Below are 18,458 nucleotides of genomic sequence, written 5' to 3'. Positions count from 1 at the left end.
ACCGCAAGCTGCCCGCCATACGCCCCACGGCAGGCGTTCGCCAACTATTCCACAGATGACTCAACCGCGCGGCCGGCGACATCGGCAGCTCGACGCGCCGTTCAGCCGGGCAGCGGCGCGAACAGCGCGGCAATGTCGTCGCTGCCGAACTTGGCATCGACGCCGCGGTCGGCGGAGAGGATGCGTGCCGCAAGTTCCGCCTTGCGCTCCTGGAGGGCGATGATCTTCTCCTCGATGCTGCCGGCGACGATCAGCTTGTACACGAATACGGGCTTGTCCTGCCCCAGGCGATGCGCGCGATCGGTGGCCTGGTTTTCGGCCGCCGGGTTCCACCAGGGGTCGTAGTGGATGACGGTGTCGGCGGCAGTGAGATTGAGACCGACGCCGCCAGCGCGCAGGCTGATCAGGAAGATCGGCACTTCGCCGGCCTGAAAGCGCCGCACCTGCTCCTCGCGGTCCTTGGTATCGCCGGTGAGGATGACATAGCCCAGGCCTGCCAGCTTCAGTTCCCTTTCGATCAGCGCCAGCATGCTGGTGAATTGCGAGAACAGCAGGATGCGCCGTCCTTCCTCGACCTGCTCCGGAAGCATGGTCATCAGCAGGTCGAGCTTGGCCCTCTCCCTGATCTTCTGGGCGGATTTGGCCTTCACCAGACGCGGGTCGCAGCAGACCTGCCGCAGTTTCAGGAGCGCGTCGAGGATGACGATCTGGCTGCGGTTGAAACCCTTGCTGGCAATCTCCTCGCGCACTTTCTCGTCCATCGCGACGCGCACCGTCTCGTACAGGTCGCGCTGGCCGCCAACGAGTTCGACCTTGCGCACGATGATCGTTTTCGGCGGCAGTTCACGCGCCACCTCCTCTTTCTTGCGGCGCAGAATGAACGGGCGGACGCGACGGGCAAGCAGATCACGGCGTTGCGTGTCGCCCAGCTTTTCGATCGGAGTCCGCCAGTACTTGGTAAAAGTATGGTTGTTGCCCAGGAATCCCGGCAGCAGGAAGTCGAACTGACTCCAGAGTTCGCCGAGGTGGTTTTCCAGCGGCGTGCCGGTCAGGCACAGACGGTGGCGGGCGGCAATCTTGCGAACCACTTCCGCGCCCTGGCTGCGCGCGTTCTTCACCGTTTGCGCTTCGTCGAGGATCAGCAGGTGGTAGCTGTGTCGCGTCAGTTCGCTGGCGTCGCGCCAGAGCAGGGGGTAGGTGGTCAGCACCACGTTGTGCTCGGCGATCTCGGCAAAACGGCTCTTGCGTTCCGGGCCGTGCAGCGAAAGGATCGACAGACTGGGTGCGAAGCGCGCTGCCTCATTCTTCCAGTTGAAGATCAGCGAGGTCGGCAGGACGATCAGGGCGGGGCGGTCGAGGCGCCCGGCCTCCTTTTCGAGCAACAGGTGCGCCAGCGTCTGGGCGGTCTTGCCCAGGCCCATGTCGTCGGCCAGAATGCCGGCCAGGTTCTGCGCGCGCAGGAACTGCAGCCAGGCCAGTCCTTCGGTCTGGTAATGACGAAGTTCCAGTCCCAGTCCGGCCGGCGGATCAATGTGACTGATTCCCTGCGCCGCCGTCAGTTGTTCGGCGAGCGCCAGGACGTCGCTCTGCCCGCGGAATTGCCAGCGACTGCTGTCGTTGAGTTCGGCCAGGCGCGGTGCGTCGAAACGGGAGACGCGCAGGCTGTTGCCACCGGGAAAACCATCGAAGAGATCAATCAGGGTCGCGGCAAGCGGTTTCAAACGCCAGGCCGGGGCACGTATGCGCAGGTTGTCGGGCGTTACCAGTTCGATCAGTTCCTGGTCGGCGATCTGCGCCAGCAGGCCCGGATCGAGCCAGCGTCCGTCGCGCCGGAACAGCGCCGCCAGCAGGGGGGCCAGCGGCAGGCGTTCGCCCTCGACGATGATCCCCATGTCGAGGTCGAACCAGCCGTTTTCCGACTCCACGAGATCGGCATCCCAGGCCTCCACCTCGAGCAGGCGATGCCGGTAATCGGCAGCAAACTCGACCTGCCAGCCGACAGAGCGCAGGCGCAGCACCTCGTTGCGCATGAACGCCGGCCAGCCACCTTCGAACGCCAGTCCGTAGGCGTTTTCGGGCGGTCTGCCGAAGGTGTGCAGGACGTAGCCGGGAATTTTTTCGAGACCGGAGCCGGCCAGTTCGTCCATCAGCAGATCTTCGCGCGCCCGCTGGCGTTCGATGCGAACCATCTCGCCACTGGCCAGTGTCGAGAAATCGCGCATGTCGTCGGGAATCACCTCGACATCGGCGTAGCGAAACACCGGCAGGGCGACATCGAAAGGACCGCCGCCATAACTGACAAGATACTCCCGCCAACTGCGGTTGCCGTGGGTGCCCAGGGTTTGCAGGCGCAGCACCGGCAGCGGCTCGGCGACAATGCTGCGCATCGCCACGCTGGCCTGCTCGGGGTCGCCGGGTAACTCGCACGCCGGCTCGGACAGGGCCTCGCCAACCAGCGCCGCTGCCGTCGCCGACAGCGGCGGCAGCGAGAACAGGCGAGCGACGACTGCCGCGTTGCCTGGAACCTGCAGTGGGCCGATCTGCCGTCTGGCAAGATCGACATACCACGGTACCGGCAGCGGGACGACCAGGCTCGCCGGTGGATCCGGCACCAGCATCGGCAGCCGGCGCCCGTCGCCGTTCTCGTGCCACCCCAGCGTCGCCGAACGCGGCGCCGCCGGCGTCAGTGTCGAGAAATCATCCTTGCGGCACAAGCGGCCGGTCTCGGCCATCAGTTGCAAGGCCTCGCCGCCGTGCCGTGGTCCCAGACCAAAGGCGCGCAAGCCGGTGTCGAAGGAGCGCTCGGCCCACAACAGGCGCAGGATGGCGCGATCTTCGTCGCCGACAAAGCGCGGCGGCTTGTTCAGGGCGCGATCGATGTTCCACATTTCCTCGGCACTTTCCGGGTCGCGCCCCTTGTGTACCGTGACGCCGAAACCGCGCGCATCGACGGTCCACAGCAGCAGGTAGAAAAGCTGCTGGCGGCTGGCTGCCGGGCGGCGGTCCTTCTTGCTGACCGCCACCGTCACCCGGCGCAGTTCTTCGGTCCAGGAAAGTACGCCGGGGTCGGCCTCGTTCGCCGGGTCGGAATCGTCAGCGGGCATATACAGCATCGGTACCTCGCCCGCAGTGAGCACCACTTCGGCGCCGCTTCAGAAATCGACGCGGCACAACGATCGGAAACGCCTCAGGAATGTGAACCCGCAACAGAACAGTCATTGGCTGCCCGCCTTGCCGGCGCCCGGAACGGGAGGCTCCGGACAGATACCAGCCGTGTAAGCTAGCACATGCCGACAAGTGGCGGCAAGCAGGGAAAGGCATGCTGGCGGGGCTGGCCGGCTGATACACCACTCAGTCGCGGAAATTGCCGTACTTGATCGGGAAATCGGTGATCGCCTTGGTCACCGCAGCGATGCAGGACTGCAACTCATCGCGTTTGGCACCGCTGACGCGCACGGCGTCGCCCTGGATCGAAGCCTGCACCTTGAGTTTCGAATCCTTGATCAACTTGACGATCTGCTTCGCCAGTTCCGACTCGATGCCGATCCTGATCTTGAGTTCCTGTTTGACCTTGTTGCCGGAGACCCGCTGCACCGGCTGGTCCTCCAGGCGCTTGGTGCTTTCCTTTTCCTTCTTCTCCATCGCCGGGAAGAGCAGGTCCTTGATCTGGCCGAGCTGAAAATCGGAGTCACCGTAGAGAGTGATCAGATGGTCCTTTTCGTTCAACTCGACCTTGGCGCTGGTGCCTTTGAAATCGTAGCGATTGTCGATCGCCCGCCGGGTCACGTCTATGGCGTTGTGCAGCGCAGCCATGTCGGCTTCTGAAGAAAAATCGAATGAAGGCATCTTGCGTCCGCTTGAGAATGTGCTAAATGAAACCGGAGCCGCCTGGCACGGCGGAAACCACCACCAGCGCGCCGGCCGTGCCAGGCCGATGGATCCCGGCGTCAGGCGCCAGGCCTGGCAGGCTATCCGAAGTGGCAGACATAATGATAGGCGTCGTCGCAGGCGATCTCGAACACCGAATCGGCGGGTACCGCAAACGACTGACCCGCACCATAGGCCTTCCACTGATCCTCGCCCTTGAGCCTGACCCGACACGCGCCACCCACGCCCTCCATCACCTCCGGACTGGTGGTCGTGAAGGTCAGCGTCGATGGCAGGATCACGCCCACCGTCTTGCTGCTGCCATCCGCCAACCTGATCGTGTGACTGATACATTTGCCGTCGAAGTAGACGTTGGCCTGCTTGACGACGCTGACATTGTCAAACTGCGACATGATTCATAATCCCCAGAGTTTTTCCATGATGGTCTTGGCGATGAAGCCGACCATGCCGAAGGACAATACGAAGAACAATATGATGGTGCCGGTCTTCCCGGCCTTCGCTTTCCAGGCAATCTCGCCGATGATGAAGAGCATGAAGAGCATGAACGCTCCGACCCCGAAGGTCATGCCAAAATCCGAAATCTGCTCTTCCGTCAGTCCGAACATCGACGGCGCGCTCCCCGATCAGCTCTTGCGGCTCGCCAGATTGGCCGCAATGCGCATGCGCAGCGCATTGAGTTTGATAAAGCCGGCGGCGTCCTTCTGGTCGTACGCCCCGGCATCGTCCTCGAAGGTGGCGATCGTCGAGTCGAACAGCGAATCGGTTTTCGAATCACGGCCCACCACCTTGACGTTACCCTTGTAAAGCTTGACCCGTACCCAGCCATTCACCGCCTGCTGCGTATGATCGATCAGGGTCTGCAGGGCGCGTCGCTCCGGGCTCCACCAGTATCCGTTGTAGATCAGGCTGGCATAGCGCGGCATCAGGTCGTCCTTGAGATGCGCCACTTCGCGGTCAAGGGTGATCGACTCGATCGCCCGGTGCGCCGGCAGGAGGATCGTCCCGCCGGGGGTCTCGTAGCAGCCGCGCGACTTCATGCCCACGTAACGGTTCTCGACCAGATCGATGCGCCCGATGCCGTGCTTGCCGCCGAGGCGGTTGAGCAGCGCCAGCAGTTCGTGCGCCGGCATGTGCAGACCATTGATCGACACCAGGTCGCCGTGCGCGAATTCGAGGTCAAGGTACTCGGGGGCATCCGGCGCCATTTCCGGCGATACCGTCCAGCGCCACATCGACTCCTCGGCCTCGGCCGCCGGGTCCTCGAGGTGACGGCCCTCGTAGCTGATGTGGAGCAGGTTGGCGTCCATCGAATACGGCGACCCCCCCTGCCGATGCTTCATCTCGACCGGGATGGCGTGCAGCTCGGCATAGGCCAGCAGCTTCTCGCGCGACAGCAGATCCCACTCCCGCCACGGGGCGATGATCCGGATGTCGGGCCTGAGCGCGTAGGCTCCGAGTTCGAAACGAACCTGATCGTTGCCCTTGCCGGTGGCACCGTGCGCCACCGCATCGGCGCCGGTCAGGTTGGCGATCTCGATCATCCGCTTGGCGATCAGCGGCCGGGCGATCGAGGTCCCGAGCAGATACTCGCCCTCATACACCGTATTCGCCCGGAACATCGGGAAGACGAAGTCGCGCACGAACTCCTCGCGAAGGTCGTCGATGTAGATGTTTTCCGGCGCGATACCGAACTGCAGGGCCTTGGGGCGCGCCGCGTCGAGTTCATCACCCTGGCCGAGGTCGGCGGTGAAGGTCACGACTTCGCACTGGTAGGTATCCTGCAACCATTTCAGGATCACGGAAGTATCGAGGCCGCCCGAATAGGCAAGGACCGCTTTCTTGATGTCGCTCATGGTAATTCCCGGCTTGGAGTGGACGCGGAAGGAGAGGGTGCAGCGGCGGAGTCGACGCGCCCGAGAAGTAGAAATTCGAGTAGCGCCTTCTGGGTATGCATGCGGTTCTCTGCTTCGTCCCAGACGACGCTCTGCGGACCATCGATGACCTCGGCAGCGACTTCCTCGCCGCGATGGACCGGCAGGCAATGCATGAACAGCGCCTCGGGACGGGCGACGCGCATCATTTCCGGGCTCACCTGCCAGGCTGCGAAATCGCGCCTGCGCTGGTCGTTCTCGGCTTCGAAACCCATCGAGGTCCACACGTCGGTCGTCACCAGATCGGCCCGGTGCGCCGCGTCCATCGGATCGGCGAACTGTTCCAGATGCGCGGTGCCGCGCAGGCCGGCCCGTTCAGGCGCCACCTCGTAGCCCGGCGGGGTCGACACGTGCATCTTGAAGTCGAGTATTTCCGCCGCCTGCAGCCAGGTATTGCAGACATTGTTCGAGTCGCCGATCCAGGCCACCGTCTTGCCCTGGATCGGACCCCGGTGCTCGATGAAGGTGAACACATCAGCCAGAATCTGACAGGGATGGTGCTCGTTGGTCAAACCATTGATTACCGGCACGCGCGAGCAGGCCGCGAAACGCTCGATCCGATCATGCCCGAAAGTGCGGATCATCACCGCGTCGCTCATGCGCGAGATCACCTGTGCCGTATCCTCGATCGGCTCACCGCGCTTGATCTGCGAATCGTCGCTGTTGAGATAGATCGCCAGGCCACCCAGCTGCTGCATGCCTGCTTCGAACGAGAGGCGGGTGCGCGTACTGGCCTTCTCGAAGATCATCACCAGCGTACGATCGATCAGCGGCCAGTATTTGCGGTAAGCCTTGAATTCCGACTTGATCCAGAGCGCACGCTGGAACAGGTGGTCGAATTCCTCGCGGCTGAAATCCTTGAACTGAAGGAAGTGTCTTGGGCTGATGTCCATGGCCGTTCTCTTTAGGGGACTGCGAGAAAATCGCGGAGCAGTCGCGCCAGTCGCGACACCAGCTCCTGCGCTTCGTCGGCGCCGAGGGTCAGCGCCGGCAGCAGGCGCACGACCTTCTCGGCCGTGACATTGATCAGCAGCCCAGCGGTGAGGCCGCGCGTCACCAGTTCGCCGCACTCGCGATCAAGCTCGATGCCAATCATCAGTCCCTGACCGCGAATTTCGACAATACCCGCGCAACCTGCCAGCGCCTGCGCCAGTCCTTCGCGAATCGACGCCCCGACGATCAGCGCATGCTCGATCAGGCGATCGTTTTCGATCACCTCGATGGTCGTCAAGGCGGCGGTTGTCGCCAGTGGATTGCCGCCGAATGTCGAGCCGTGATTGCCGGGCTTGAACAGCCCTTTCGCCTGGCCGGCGGCGAGGCAGGCACCGATCGGCACGCCACCACCGAGTCCCTTGGCCAGCGTCACCACGTCCGGGCGGATACCCGCGTGCTGGAATGCAAACCAGGTCCCGGTGCGACCCATGCCGCACTGCACTTCATCGCAGATCAGCAGCCAGCCACGGTCGTCGCACAGCGCACGCAGACCGCGCTGAAAATCGATGTCCGCGATATTGATGCCACCCTCGCCCTGCACGATTTCGAGCATCACTGCGACGACGTTCTTGTTGTACCTGGCCAGCGTTCTGATGGCTTCGAGATTGTTGTAGGGAACGCGCACGAAGCCCGACACCAGCGGCTCGAAACCGGCCTGCGCCTTGCGATTGCCGGTGGCCGACAGGGTCGCCATGGTGCGGCCGTGAAACGCCTTCTCCATGACGATGGTTGCCGGGCTATCGACCCCCTGCTGGTGGCCGTAGAGACGCGCCAGCTTGATCGCCGCTTCGTTGGCCTCGCAACCCGAGTTGCAGAAGAAGACCTCGTCCATGCCCGACAGCGCCGCCAGCTTGTCGGCGAGTTGCTCCTGTTCGGGGATGCGGTAGAGATTGGAGGCGTGCAGGATACGCCCGGCCTGGGCGCTGATCGCCGCAACCAGCGTCGGGTGGTTATGCCCCAGGGTGTTCACGGCAATTCCCGACAAGGCGTCGAGATAGACCTTGCCATCGGTATCGGTCAGCCAGCTCCCGTCGCCATGGCTGAAGGCGACCGGCAAGCGGCCGTAGGTATTCATCAGGTGAGACATGGACCACCCATTGCGGAGGCTTTGAAACTGAAACGGCGGCTTGCGCCGCCGGATAACGTTTTACGCACCTGGACCCCTGGCCGGTACGTTCCGGCGGACTTCTCGAAACCTCGCACGCCGGATCACAAGGCGAGGATTCTACGGGAAATAGAATCTGCTGTACAGGACAGGCACCGGGATATCGGTACGTCGATCAGCGCTTCAGCAGATTCCAGACCCCCTCGATGCCACCCAGCACGAGGTCCGAGAGATCGGCTTCGAGCAGGCTTTTGCGCTCCTGGCGGGTCACCTGTGATTTGGCGCGTTCGTTGGCCAGGAGCGCGTCGGCGACGGCATGCGGGTCTACGTGCTCCTGCCGGTACGCCTTCTTGCCGAAGTCATCGAGAGCACTGCGCACGGCGTCGGGGTCGAGGATGACGATCGGCGAGCGGCAATGCGTGCAGACGTGCTGGCGGCGGATGTCGACCGGCGCGCCGCAGCCCGAGCAGCGGATGCTCTGCACCTTGCGGGCCAGATCGTCGATTTCGGCGCCGTTGAGCTGGCGGACGAAGCCCTTTTCGATCATGAACGCGGCAAAGCCGCTGAAACGCCCGTGTCTTTGCGGGCAGCGACTGTAGGCAAAGCGGCCGGCGCGCGTGCTGTCGAAGCAGTTCAGCAGCGGGTCGCGGCAGCGTGGGCAGCGGAGGACGCCGGGCCATGGCTGGCGCAGGTCGGCATGATGCTCGTGCAGCAGGCGGAACAGCGCCAGGACCCCGGCCGGCGCCAGCTGGGCGCTCTCGTATTCGTCGAACCAGATGCCCTGGCAGGCAAAACAAAGGTCCAGCGAAACTTCGCCGTTCAACTGGCGCTGGAAATGGTGGATCGCCATGGGCGCCTGGCAGCTCGGGCATGCACCACCGCGCGTAGTACGGGCTGGAATCGGCTGGGGAATGTTCGGCATGCGGGAAGTCGGTGGCGGTGAGGATCAGTTCTGCAGGCGGGTTGTCGGTGTGCGGCCCGCAAATAGTGGCGGCACATCCGCGAGTATAACGGCCTCGCCGTCGTCAGACGAGCCCGGCCGCTCAGGCGTCGAAACGGCGTACCCAGAACAGTTCATGGCGGCGAACGGCTTTGCGAAAGAATTCGTTGTCCCCGCTGGCGGGCCAGCGCCGACCGGCCAGAAGCTGCTGGATGATGCGCCGCAGGCGCTTCTTGAACGGCAGGCGAGCCTGCAGGTCGTGCTGCATGGCCAGCGCCATGGCCTTGTCGAGTTGCGCTGCGGTACTCAGCAGCGGGCTCCACAGGGCATCGGCCGACAGCGACGCAAACGCCGGCGGCAAGGCGATGCCGCAGCCGGCCGGACCCATCGGCCAGCGGTCGTTGTCGTGCAGATGATTGGCGTACAGCAGGGCAATCTCCGGCTGCCAGCGCGACTGCGGCAAGGCCTGGTGAAGCGCCTGCGTCGCCGCGACATGGTCGGCGTGCGGGTCAAGCTGCGGGTGCGGGGTAACGACGACTTCGGGGCGAAAGTGTTCGAGCAGGGCCACCAGGTCGGCCAGCAGGTTGCGTCCGCTCGGCAGGCCGTCGGCGTCGCCCGGCAGGGGCAGCGGATTGTGGCGGCGGACGCTGCGAATATCGGCCTCGCCCGACTCGCGTGAAGCAAAGATCTGGTCGGGTTCGCCGAGCATCGCCGGTAACTGCAGGCAGTAATAACCGAGTTGCACGCAGCGGCTCTGCGGCACGCCACCCCAGAGCGGCACCGCCAGGCTGTCCCAACTGCGCAGACGCCCCTTCAGCCGCGCCGCCTGCGCGGGTGCCAGTCCCAGGCGCTGGTAGTCACGGGCCTCGATTTCGCCCTGCGTCAGGGTCACGATACAGACCGCGGCGGCCCGGCTGTAGAGGCCGAAAGCGGCGATCTCGGCGTCGTCGGCATGCGGGGCGATGACCATCACGCGCCGTTGCGCGTAATCCGGGTGCGGCATGGCGTACAAGGTGGCGGTCGCCGGCAGGCGGCAGAAGCGGCCGCGCATACGCAGCTCGCCCCGGCCGAGCGCCCCGGCCTGCCCCGACAGGTTCAGGAAACGCCGACCACGCACCGCGCGCTCGAAATCCTGCCGATCGTCAGCGAACAGGACCTGTGGGTCAAGCCAGCGACCGAGCCAGGTGCTGCGCAGATCCAGTTCGAGAATCAGCGTCTCTGCTGCTGGCAGCGGCGCGCTCAACCGCAGCCGCCCGTCGTCAAGCGCGACCTCCTGTCGCGCCGCGTCGGCCGGGAAGCGGTACTGGTAGTCGTCTTGTGGCGAATAGAAGAGGTGGTCGGCAAACCACGCCTCATGTGCGACCCAGCCGAACAGCAGCAGCAGCGCCGGCAGTCCCCAGCCGACGCCGAAGCCGAGGACGGCGAGCGCCAGCGCCGACAATGCCAGGAGGAGACGTTTCCGGCGGCGGTGGCGCGACAACAATTGCTGTTTGCGTGAACTCATCGATGAACCCGAACGACGGGCACAGCCGGCGCCTTGCCGGGCGTGCTTGCTAGATTTGATAGGCCGGCACGCGATGGCACCAGCGGTCCTTGTATTCGCGGTCGGCTCGACCGAACGAATAGCGCAGCGGTTTGCCGCGCGTGCGCGCATCTTCCCAGGCGGCTTGCGTGTTGACGAAACTGAGTACGCTGCCGGGGCTGAGCGCACTGCTTTGCGGGTCGACGCCGCCGTTGATGTATTCCAGAGAAATCCATCCGGGCGCCTCGACGCGGTAGAGAATCTGGATGGCGATCGGCTGTTCATGACGCAACAGCACCGAGCCGGTCATGAACTCGCGCAGCAGGGCGAAAACCTCGCTCAGGTGTGCCTCGCCGCGTGCCGCAAAGCCCCAGCGGCGTTCGAACAGATCGGCGTAAATGCGCGCCTGCTCGGGCGCGGAAAAGTCGAGCATCGGCCGTAGGCTCCCGCCCGCCTCTTCGAGGAGACGCAACTCGCGCCGCTGGTTGTAGCGGAACTTCTTCGAGTATTCCTCGGGCGCGCGCGCCAGCGCCAGGCCTTGTGGCTGCGGCGTCGGGCGACTGACGCGCCCGGCATTCAGCTCGGAGAGGTAGTGCATGCGCCAGCGTAGCGTGACGCTGGCCTGCTCGGCGATCGGCAGGATGACTTCGGCGTTGCCCAGATCGAACAGACCGCGCTGGCCGCGCTGCTTCAGGACCTCCTTGGACAGCGCCAGATGCCGTCCCCAACAGGGAATTGCCGCCAGCAACTGGCCGTCGGCAAAGCAGCCCAGGTAACGCACCGGAATGCGCGCCAGCGCAGCCAGCCGCTCGACGACGACCGGGTGCGTCGCGACGCTGCCACCGAAGCGCTGCCAGGCCTGAGCATAGGCCGCGGCGTCGATGACTGTCCAGCCGCGCTCGCGCCAGGCACGCAGCCGGCTCAACATGGTGTGCCCAACCGCCGGCTCCGGCGGGCGGCCGCCGTGTTCATCCTGCTGTCGCGTGCTGACTGCTCGTCCTGCCCCATGCGTCGATCGATCCTCGGCGATTCCGGAAAACAGCAATGGACCGTTCTACGTGCTGCGCCGGTTCAGCCAGCGCAGCACGGTGGTAAACAACCTCTCCGGGTCAAGGGGCTGCGTGATGATGTCCTGCATTCCCACCGCCAGGCAGCGCGCCTTGTCCTCGGGCGAGACGCTGGCCGTCATGGCCAGGATCGGCGGCGGTTCCCGTCCTGGAAAGGCAAGAATTGCCAGGGCGGCGTCGACCCCGTTCATCTTCGGCATCTGGATATCCATCAGAATCAACGCGTAGTCAGTTTGCCGTGCCATCTCCACGGCCGCCAGGCCATCCCCGGCGAGATCGACGCGGAGCCCGGCGTCCTGCATCAGATCCTTCGCGATCTCGCGACTGATCGGGTCGTCCTGAACCACCAGGACACGTACTCCGGCGTGGCGGGTGAATAGTTCGAGTTCCGCACAAGGCGCGGAATGTGGGTCCGCCGCATCAACGACGTGCCTGGCCTTGCCCAGTCGGACGGTGAACCAGAAGACGCTGCCCACGTCGACCTGGCTGTCGACTCCCATGCTGCCGCCCATCGCCTGCACCAGCCGTTTGCTGAGCGCGAGACCCAGTCCGGTTCCACCATAGATGCGGGCGAGGGAAGCGTCGGCCTGTTCGAAGGGCGTGAACAGATGCGCCTGGTCCGCAGCCGAGATGCCGATGCCCGTATCACGTACCTCGAAACGCAACAGGACGGCGGCGGCGGTCTCATCGGTCGCGGCCACGCTCACCTTGACCGAGCCTGCGACCGTGAACTTGATGGCGTTGCTGGTCAGGTGGAACAGGACCTGCCCCAGGCGCAGGGCGTCACCATGCAGCGTTCGCCGGGCAAGTTCCGGCGCCACTTCGACGCTCAGCAGCAAACCCTTTTCGGCTGCCTGTCGTGTCATGAGGTGATCGAGCTGCCCCAGGATCCTGCCGACCTCGAAGTCGACCGCATCGAGGGTGAGACGCTCGGCTTCGATCCTGGAGATGTCGAGAATGTCGTTGATGATCGCCAGCAGACGCCTTGAGCACAGCACGGCCTTGGTCAACTGGTCCTTCTGCCGGGGGTCGGTGGCGCGGCGCAGGGCCAGTTCGCTCATGCCCATCATGCCGGTCAGCGGCGTGCGCAGTTCGTGGTTCATGTTGGCCAGGAAGCAACTCTTGGCCCTGTTCGCTGCTTCGGCCGCTTCCTTGGCGACCGACAAGGCCAGCGTACGAGCCTGCACGAGTTCTTCGAGGTGATCACGGTGCAGTTCCACTTCCTTCCGCAGTTGTTCCCGTTCGAGCAGGTTGCGGATGCGCTGGCGGGTGATTTCGACATTGATCGGTTTGGTGATGTAGTCGGCGGCACCCAGGGTCAGGCCGGCACTCTCGGTTTCGATCCTGGCAAGTGCGGTAATGAAGATCACGGGGATCGTCCGCAGCGCCGGCGAGGCCATGATCCGTCGGCAGGTCTCGTAGCCATCCATCTCCGGCATCATCACGTCGAGCAGGATCAGATCGGGTGGCGCCTTCGTGGCCATGGCCAGACCCATCGCTCCCGAGGTGGCGATCTGCAGATCGAAGTCCGCTTCCAGCGCGGCGCCAAGTGTCAATAGATTCGTCGGTGTGTCATCGATGGCGAGAATCCTGGGTCTTGGCTTGCTCATGTCTTGTTCCTCCAGCCTTGGGCAGCGGCAACCCTGCGCAGCTCACCGAGCGCCAGGTCGAAACGGACTTCAGCCAGCAAGCGTCCGGTTTCTGTGAGTTCGGCAGCGAGTTCAGTCCCCGCGACCGCTTCCTGCAAGCTTCTGAAGCAGCCGACGGCATCGAATTTTCCCTCGACCAGCAAGACTTCGAGCTCGCCGAGCAGGGCCGCGATCCGCAGTGGATCAACGGCCCTGGGCGCCGGAATCTGTGAAGCCGTGGCGGCCGAAGGCAGATATCTGCCCAGGGTCGCCGCCAGCGTATCGACCACCAGCGGTTTGCAGAGAAAATCGTCCATATCGGCCGTCAGGCAGCGCTGACGATTTTCGTCCTTGACATCGGCCGTCAAGGCGATGATCGGATGCCGTGGTTGTGCACTCTCGACCTCCCAGCGCCGGATCCGCACGGCAGCATCATAACCGTCCATCACCGGCATATGCAGGTCCATCAGAACCAGATCCGCAGCCTCGCCGCGCAGGCAGGCATCCACCGCCTGTTGCCCGTTTTCGGCCATGACCACGCTCAAGCCGAGCGTGTTGAGCATGGCTTCAATGACCTTGCGGCTGCTGCGACTGTCGTCCACCACCAGCACCCGCGCGAGCATTTGCGTGGGTCTTGCCGCCGGCGGGGAGGGCTCGTACCGCACCTCCACAGGGCCATCCCCGCCCGCAGCCGGCAGTCTCGCACGCAGGCGAAACCAGAAGCGCGAACCACGCCCCACTTCGCTCTCGACTCCGACCTCACCATGCATTTGCTTCGCCAGGCTGCTCACGATCGAGAGGCCGAGTCCGGTGCCGCCGTATTGCCGGGTCGTCGAGGTATCGGCCTGTGCAAATGGCAGGAACAGGTCCTGCTGCTTGTCTTGCGGAATACCGATGCCGGTGTCGGAAACCGAGAATTCGAGCACCGCGGTCGTTGCATCGCGCTCCAGCTCGCGCGCCGCGAGCTGGATCCGGCCCTGCTCGGTGAACTTGACGGCGTTGCCGAGCAGGTTGGCGAGCATCTGGCGCAGGCGATAGGGGTCGCCCAGGTAGCGTTGTGCGGCCGGGCCGCTCCATTCGGATGCGAAACGCAGACCTTTCTGGTGGATGGCTTCCGAAAACAGCATCTGCGTATCATCGAGGATCTCGCGGGGCCGCAGGGCGACGGACTCGAGTTCGATGCTGCCGGCCTCGATCTTAGAGGTGTCCAGGATGTCATTGAGCAGGGCCAGTAGCGCCTGCCCCGAATTCAGGACAATGCGCGCGTAATCCTGCCGCCGGCTCTCGTCCAGGCCGGGCACCTGCAGCATCTGTGCCATGCCGAGGATGGCATGCATCGGTGTCCGGATCTCGTGGCTCATCGTCGCCAGGAAACGGCTCTTGGCAACACTGGCAGCCTCCGCCTGCAGTCGCGCCGCTTCGAGCATGGCCTCGTTCTGTTTTTGTGCCGAGATGTCCTGATGCGTGCCGGACAGCAACAGCGGCCTGCCGTCCGTCGACCATTGCGACACTTTCCCGCGCACCAGCACCCATACCCAGTGGCCATCCTTGTGATGCACGCGACCCTCGTACTCGTAATACGGGAGTTCACCGGCGAGATATCCGTCGAGCAATCTGGCCGATAGCTCGCGGTCGTCCGGATGGATCAGCCTCTCCCAGGTCCTGATCGAGAGAGGCGCCAGCTCCTGCAGCGTATAGCCCGCCATCTGCGCCAGGAGTTCGTTGGCCACACATTCGCCGGTCTCGACATTCCACTCCCAGGTCCCGGCGCGGGTACCGTCGACGATGTTCTGCAGGTGCCAGCGCTGGGCTTCCAACTGGTGAAGCAGGGCCTGTTGCTCGATCAGCAGTTGCTGCATCCGGGATTGCAGGTCCTTGATCTCGGTGATGTCGAACATTACCGAGCGACTCATCAGGAAGCTGCCGTCGGCATCCCTGACGGACGTCGCCGAAATGCTGACCTGCCGGAGCGAGCCGTTCCTGGCAACCAGTTCGAATTCCAGGTTTTTGACCTGGCCCTCATTCTTCAAGCTCGGGAACATCTGCTCGAACAGTGTCCGACCGGTGGGCGTGAGGAAATCGGCGGGCGTCATCCTTCCCACCACCTCATCCCGCCGGTATCCCAGCCAGGCCAGTTCCGTGGCATTGATTTGCAGGTAGATCCCGTCGGGCCCCACGGAGTGATAGCCGCAGGGCGCATGGTCGTAGAGGTCTTCGATCTCGCGCGCCGACGCGAGGAGTTGGGCCTCAAGCCGCTTGCGCTCGGTAATGTCGAAGGTAATGCCCATGACCCGCACCGGCTCGCCGGCGCCATCCCTCTCGACAACCTTGCCGCGGGCCAGTACCCAGACCCAGTGCCCGTTCTTGTGTAGTAGCCGGTGCTCGGACTCGTAGTCCGGCGTTTCCCCTTTCAGGTGGCGGTCCAGACGCTCTCTGACCAGCGGCAAGTCGTCCGGAAAAACACGCGTTGCCCAGCTTTCGATGCGCCGGGGCAACTCCTCGAGCGTATATCCCTGCAATGTGGCCCAGCGCGCGCTGAATCGCAACTCACCACTGGGAACGACCCATTCCCAGGTACCCATGGCCGCCCCGGCCAGCGCCAGTTCGAGGTGCTGCTCCCGGTCGGCAAGTAGCGTCTCCATTGCCTTGCGCTGGGTGATGTCGTACCACGTTGTCAGGTGCGACCCATCGTGCGGCAAAGCGAGCAGTGACATCGTCGTCAAGACCGTTCGTCGCTCACCGCGCTTCGTCGTGACCTGCACTTCCAGTGCTTGCGAAGGCGCAGCATGGCTTCGGAGACCGGCCAGACGGGCGTACCAGGTGTCCAGGACCGACTGCCGGTATTGAAGGTCGGGACAAGCCCGTACCCACCATTCTGCCAGGCTTGGCAGCTCCCGCTGCGGGTAGCCGAAAGCCGTGGTGAATGCGGCATTGACGTACGTCACGTTGTGCTGCGCGTCACTGATCACTGTCGGTACCGGCAGGGCTTCGATGATGGATCTAAGGCGCCTTTCACTTTGCTGCTGTGCATCTTTTAAACGCTGGTCCTCGATATCCCAGGCGCGTTGGCGGCGCAAGGCGTCACGGTAGACGGTAAAGCCGCCGCCGAACAGCAAGAGCAACGCAAAACCGGTGCCACTCACCCTTCGCCACCAGGCCGTGCGGATCTCCGACAGCGGCATGGCAATGAACAACGTCAGCGGATGCGTCGGCAGGCGGCGAAACGCGGTCAGGAAATCCGGCCCGTCAAGGCTGCTCGGACCTTCCACGTAGCCGCGCTCGGGGAAGCCCTGCTGTTGCAGGTGATGAATCAGGGCGCCGGTTCTCGGGACTCCGTAGATCTGATCCAGCGTCAGATTGGCCGGCACCGGGTAACGGCTCAACAGGAAACCACTGTCGCGAATCAGCCCGATGGCCGCCGCCCTGGCCGTCAGGGGCGAATCGACCCAGTACGACTGCAGGTGCTCATGCGGCAGGTTGGCACTGACGATGTAGCCGAGCTTGCCCTGGCGATCCTTGATCGCATGGCGCACGGGGACGATCACCACATTGTTGATTTTGGCCAGCAACGGCCGGCCGATGCCGAAAAGCTGTCCCTGCGCGACAGCGTCGACGAAATGGATGAATGAGGTTTCCCCGGCCAGGGTGGCATGCACCGTGCGTGGCGGGTTCCTGGCGGTCAACAGGACTGTGCCATCGGCCTGGATCAGGGTGACGTTGTACAACTCCGGATGCAGGTCGTGGAACTTCCTGACCAGGACATAGGCGCGGTCGAGGTCGATCCGCTCGCCCTCGCGGCTCAAGTCGTCGCCGAGACCTTTCAGGGCAAGTTCAAGATTCGTGAAGTAGTTGTCGAACGCCCTGGATTCCATCTCCATGATGGTCGCCATGTCCCGCAGCGCTTCGGCTTTTTCGTCGGCCCAGGTGTACCAGACGGTTGCTGCGGCGTAGGCGACGAGCAACAAGGTCAGCAGACCGGCGATGCGGTTAAGGTTCTTGATGGAAAGCGGCGCGTGCATTGCTGGACTCGGTGGTCGCATGCGGAAGAATGCGATCGATCAAGGGCTGGTGCAGCCTCGATTGCGGCTCGTGGCTGATGGTACGCGCGGATGGGGGTTTGTACAAACCACAACGATGGTCACAGGCAAGCAAGAATTCCAGATTCAGGGAACGCTGATGCCCGGTATTTTGAGGAACTACAATTTCAGGGGAGGTGTCGAGGGTGCCTGCTCGTAGGCCAGTCCTCGGTTGGCGTTCAGGGCGATTAGCACCGCCAGTGGCCAATGAAACAACAGCCAGAGCTCGTCCGGATTGTCGATCAGGTTGTTGCCATCAAAGTTCAACATGATCAGGCCAGCCGCCAGACAGAGTGCCCATGAACCGGAGGTTCGCCAGCCGTGGATCAGAGACCATAGGGTCATCGCCAGCAGAAGGGACAGTCCAAGAAGGCCGCCGAACAGGGACTGGGCGATGAAAACGCTGTGCGAGTGAGCAATGGGTACGTCGTAACCCGCTAGGGCAGAGTGGATCTTGTAGCGATAACCGCAGCCGAAAAGCATGCCGCATTCGCGCAGTTCGCCAAGCACCTTGGACCATACCTCGAAGCGCATGCTGTCGCCGCGGGCCACGAAACTCCAGGTGCGCAGCGTGTCGATTCCGCCTGCCAGACCAAGGTAGACCGTCACTAGTGCCGCCAGGCCCGCTAGAATCCAGACGCTGGTGCGCGGGCGCCAGCGCGCCAGCAGCAAGGCCACGACCGCGCAGAAGCCCAGAAGGCCGGTACGACTCTGCAGGCCCTGCACGATACAGAAGAGTAGGAGCGCCGCCGCCAGCAGCATTTCCGTGTGGCGCTTGCGAGCCAGCCAGTCCTCCGCCGCCAGTGCCCACAGGGAAACCAGGAACATCGAGGTGTAAATGGGGCCCTCCATGCGTGCCAGCAGCCAGATTATCCGTTCTCCGAAGGCATACGCTCCGGTTAGCCATAGATATAGACTTGAATATAGAACGTAGCTCAGGACCAGCCAGAACGCCACCCTTCTGAGTGTTTCGCAGCGCCACCATGACACGTCTACTGCCAGGATCAGAACGCTATAGAAGAGAAAGACATACACGACATCCTTGACAAGATTGGCTCCGCGTCCGGCCGCGATGGTGACGACGGCACTGTACAGCAGCCAGATCAGGAATAGCAGGAAGCCGACGTCACGCCAAGGCAGCGCCCGCCAGCGGCGTGCTACCAGGAACAGTCCAGGCAACGCCACGAGCGCATAGAAAACGTTGTTTACTCCCTTAGCGGTAGGCAGGAGCAGAAAGGAAAGCCAGAAGCATCCCAGCGCGGCTTCAAAATAGTGCGCGTCAAGAAATGAACGGATTCGAGCAACCAT

The 18,458-nt window shown here is 63.6% G+C and carries 13 protein-coding genes; all 13 read right to left on the bottom strand.

Annotated elements, in window-relative coordinates:
* Nucleotides 1-101 precede the first annotated feature (101 nt).
* The 13 genes from AC15MQ_RS07175 to AC15MQ_RS07115 all read right to left on the bottom strand — a co-directional run bounded on the left by AC15MQ_RS07175 (nt 102) and on the right by AC15MQ_RS07115 (nt 18,458).
* Nucleotides 102-3,113, bottom strand: coding sequence for a DEAD/DEAH box helicase (locus AC15MQ_RS07175; protein ID WP_287667262.1), 3,012 nt, complete (start codon nt 3,111-3,113; stop codon nt 102-104).
* Between the two features lie 238 nt (nt 3,114-3,351).
* Complete coding sequence (locus tag AC15MQ_RS07170) at nt 3,352-3,846, bottom strand: YajQ family cyclic di-GMP-binding protein (protein ID WP_287652254.1); 495 nt, start codon at nt 3,844-3,846, stop codon at nt 3,352-3,354.
* 122 nt (nt 3,847-3,968) lie between these two features.
* Nucleotides 3,969-4,280, bottom strand: a complete 312-nt coding sequence (ppnP, locus tag AC15MQ_RS07165) for a pyrimidine/purine nucleoside phosphorylase (RefSeq protein WP_287652255.1) — start codon at nt 4,278-4,280, stop codon at nt 3,969-3,971.
* Nucleotides 4,281-4,283: 3 nt separating this feature from the next.
* Entirely contained in the window at nt 4,284-4,493 is a 210-nt protein-coding gene (locus AC15MQ_RS07160; RefSeq protein ID WP_287652256.1) for a DUF2788 domain-containing protein, read from the bottom strand.
* A gap of 18 nt (nt 4,494-4,511) precedes the next feature.
* The gene (locus tag AC15MQ_RS07155; RefSeq protein ID WP_483079748.1) at nt 4,512-5,741 is read right to left on the bottom strand and encodes an argininosuccinate synthase; all 1,230 of its coding nucleotides are present in this window, start codon (nt 5,739-5,741) and stop codon (nt 4,512-4,514) included.
* Nucleotides 5,738-6,712 (bottom strand): ornithine carbamoyltransferase, encoded by a 975-nt coding sequence (argF, locus tag AC15MQ_RS07150; RefSeq protein WP_287652258.1) that lies wholly within the window; start codon nt 6,710-6,712, stop codon nt 5,738-5,740. Before argF ends, AC15MQ_RS07155 begins: the two co-directional genes overlap by 4 nt.
* Nucleotides 6,713-6,723: 11 nt before the next feature.
* Nucleotides 6,724-7,899 (bottom strand): aspartate aminotransferase family protein, encoded by a 1,176-nt coding sequence (locus AC15MQ_RS07145; protein ID WP_287667261.1) that lies wholly within the window; start codon nt 7,897-7,899, stop codon nt 6,724-6,726.
* A 193-nt stretch (nt 7,900-8,092) separates the two neighbouring features.
* Nucleotides 8,093-8,839 carry a zf-TFIIB domain-containing protein gene (locus AC15MQ_RS07140; protein ID WP_287652260.1) on the bottom strand — a complete coding sequence of 249 codons (747 nt, stop codon included), beginning with the start codon at nt 8,837-8,839 and terminating at the stop codon, nt 8,093-8,095.
* Nucleotides 8,840-8,960: 121 nt separating this feature from the next.
* Nucleotides 8,961-10,361 (bottom strand): PIG-L deacetylase family protein, encoded by a 1,401-nt coding sequence (locus AC15MQ_RS07135; RefSeq protein WP_483079747.1) that lies wholly within the window; start codon nt 10,359-10,361, stop codon nt 8,961-8,963.
* A gap of 49 nt (nt 10,362-10,410) precedes the next feature.
* On the bottom strand, nt 10,411-11,307 hold the full coding sequence (locus AC15MQ_RS07130) for a GNAT family N-acetyltransferase (RefSeq protein WP_483080625.1): 897 nt from the start codon (nt 11,305-11,307) through the stop codon (nt 10,411-10,413).
* A 126-nt stretch (nt 11,308-11,433) separates the two neighbouring features.
* Nucleotides 11,434-13,056 carry a response regulator gene (locus AC15MQ_RS07125; RefSeq protein ID WP_483079746.1) on the bottom strand — a complete coding sequence of 541 codons (1,623 nt, stop codon included), beginning with the start codon at nt 13,054-13,056 and terminating at the stop codon, nt 11,434-11,436.
* Nucleotides 13,053-17,093, bottom strand: a complete 4,041-nt coding sequence (locus AC15MQ_RS07120) for a PAS domain-containing protein (RefSeq protein WP_483079745.1) — start codon at nt 17,091-17,093, stop codon at nt 13,053-13,055. The genes AC15MQ_RS07125 and AC15MQ_RS07120 overlap by 4 nt, the downstream gene beginning before the upstream one ends.
* Before the next feature lie 177 nt (nt 17,094-17,270).
* On the bottom strand, nt 17,271-18,458 hold the full coding sequence (locus AC15MQ_RS07115; RefSeq protein ID WP_483079744.1) for an O-antigen ligase family protein: 1,188 nt from the start codon (nt 18,456-18,458) through the stop codon (nt 17,271-17,273).

The sequence above is a fragment of the Candidatus Accumulibacter propinquus genome, assembly GCF_056856495.1.
The sequence above is the reverse complement of the archived record's forward strand: the minus strand, read 5'-3'. Positions and strand labels throughout refer to the sequence as shown.

Bases quoted from the DNA above. Each gene is read 5' to 3' on its own strand.
- argF (WP_287652258.1), bottom strand. From the start codon at position 6,712: ATGGACATCAGCCCAAGACACTTCCTTCAGTTCAAGGATTTCAGCCGC.
- AC15MQ_RS07135 (WP_483079747.1), bottom strand. From the start codon at position 10,361: ATGAGTTCACGCAAACAGCAATTGTTGTCGCGCCACCGCCGCCGGAAA.
- AC15MQ_RS07125 (WP_483079746.1), bottom strand. From the start codon at position 13,056: ATGAGCAAGCCAAGACCCAGGATTCTCGCCATCGATGACACACCGACG.
- AC15MQ_RS07155 (WP_483079748.1), bottom strand. From the start codon at position 5,741: ATGAGCGACATCAAGAAAGCGGTCCTTGCCTATTCGGGCGGCCTCGAT.
- AC15MQ_RS07115 (WP_483079744.1), bottom strand. From the start codon at position 18,458: ATGGTTGCTCGAATCCGTTCATTTCTTGACGCGCACTATTTTGAAGCC.
- AC15MQ_RS07130 (WP_483080625.1), bottom strand. From the start codon at position 11,307: ATGTTGAGCCGGCTGCGTGCCTGGCGCGAGCGCGGCTGGACAGTCATC.
- AC15MQ_RS07140 (WP_287652260.1), bottom strand. From the start codon at position 8,839: ATGCCGAACATTCCCCAGCCGATTCCAGCCCGTACTACGCGCGGTGGT.
- AC15MQ_RS07120 (WP_483079745.1), bottom strand. From the start codon at position 17,093: ATGCACGCGCCGCTTTCCATCAAGAACCTTAACCGCATCGCCGGTCTG.
- ppnP (WP_287652255.1), bottom strand. From the start codon at position 4,280: ATGTCGCAGTTTGACAATGTCAGCGTCGTCAAGCAGGCCAACGTCTAC.
- AC15MQ_RS07160 (WP_287652256.1), bottom strand. From the start codon at position 4,493: ATGTTCGGACTGACGGAAGAGCAGATTTCGGATTTTGGCATGACCTTC.
- AC15MQ_RS07145 (WP_287667261.1), bottom strand. From the start codon at position 7,899: ATGTCTCACCTGATGAATACCTACGGCCGCTTGCCGGTCGCCTTCAGC.
- AC15MQ_RS07170 (WP_287652254.1), bottom strand. From the start codon at position 3,846: ATGCCTTCATTCGATTTTTCTTCAGAAGCCGACATGGCTGCGCTGCAC.
- AC15MQ_RS07175 (WP_287667262.1), bottom strand. From the start codon at position 3,113: ATGCTGTATATGCCCGCTGACGATTCCGACCCGGCGAACGAGGCCGAC.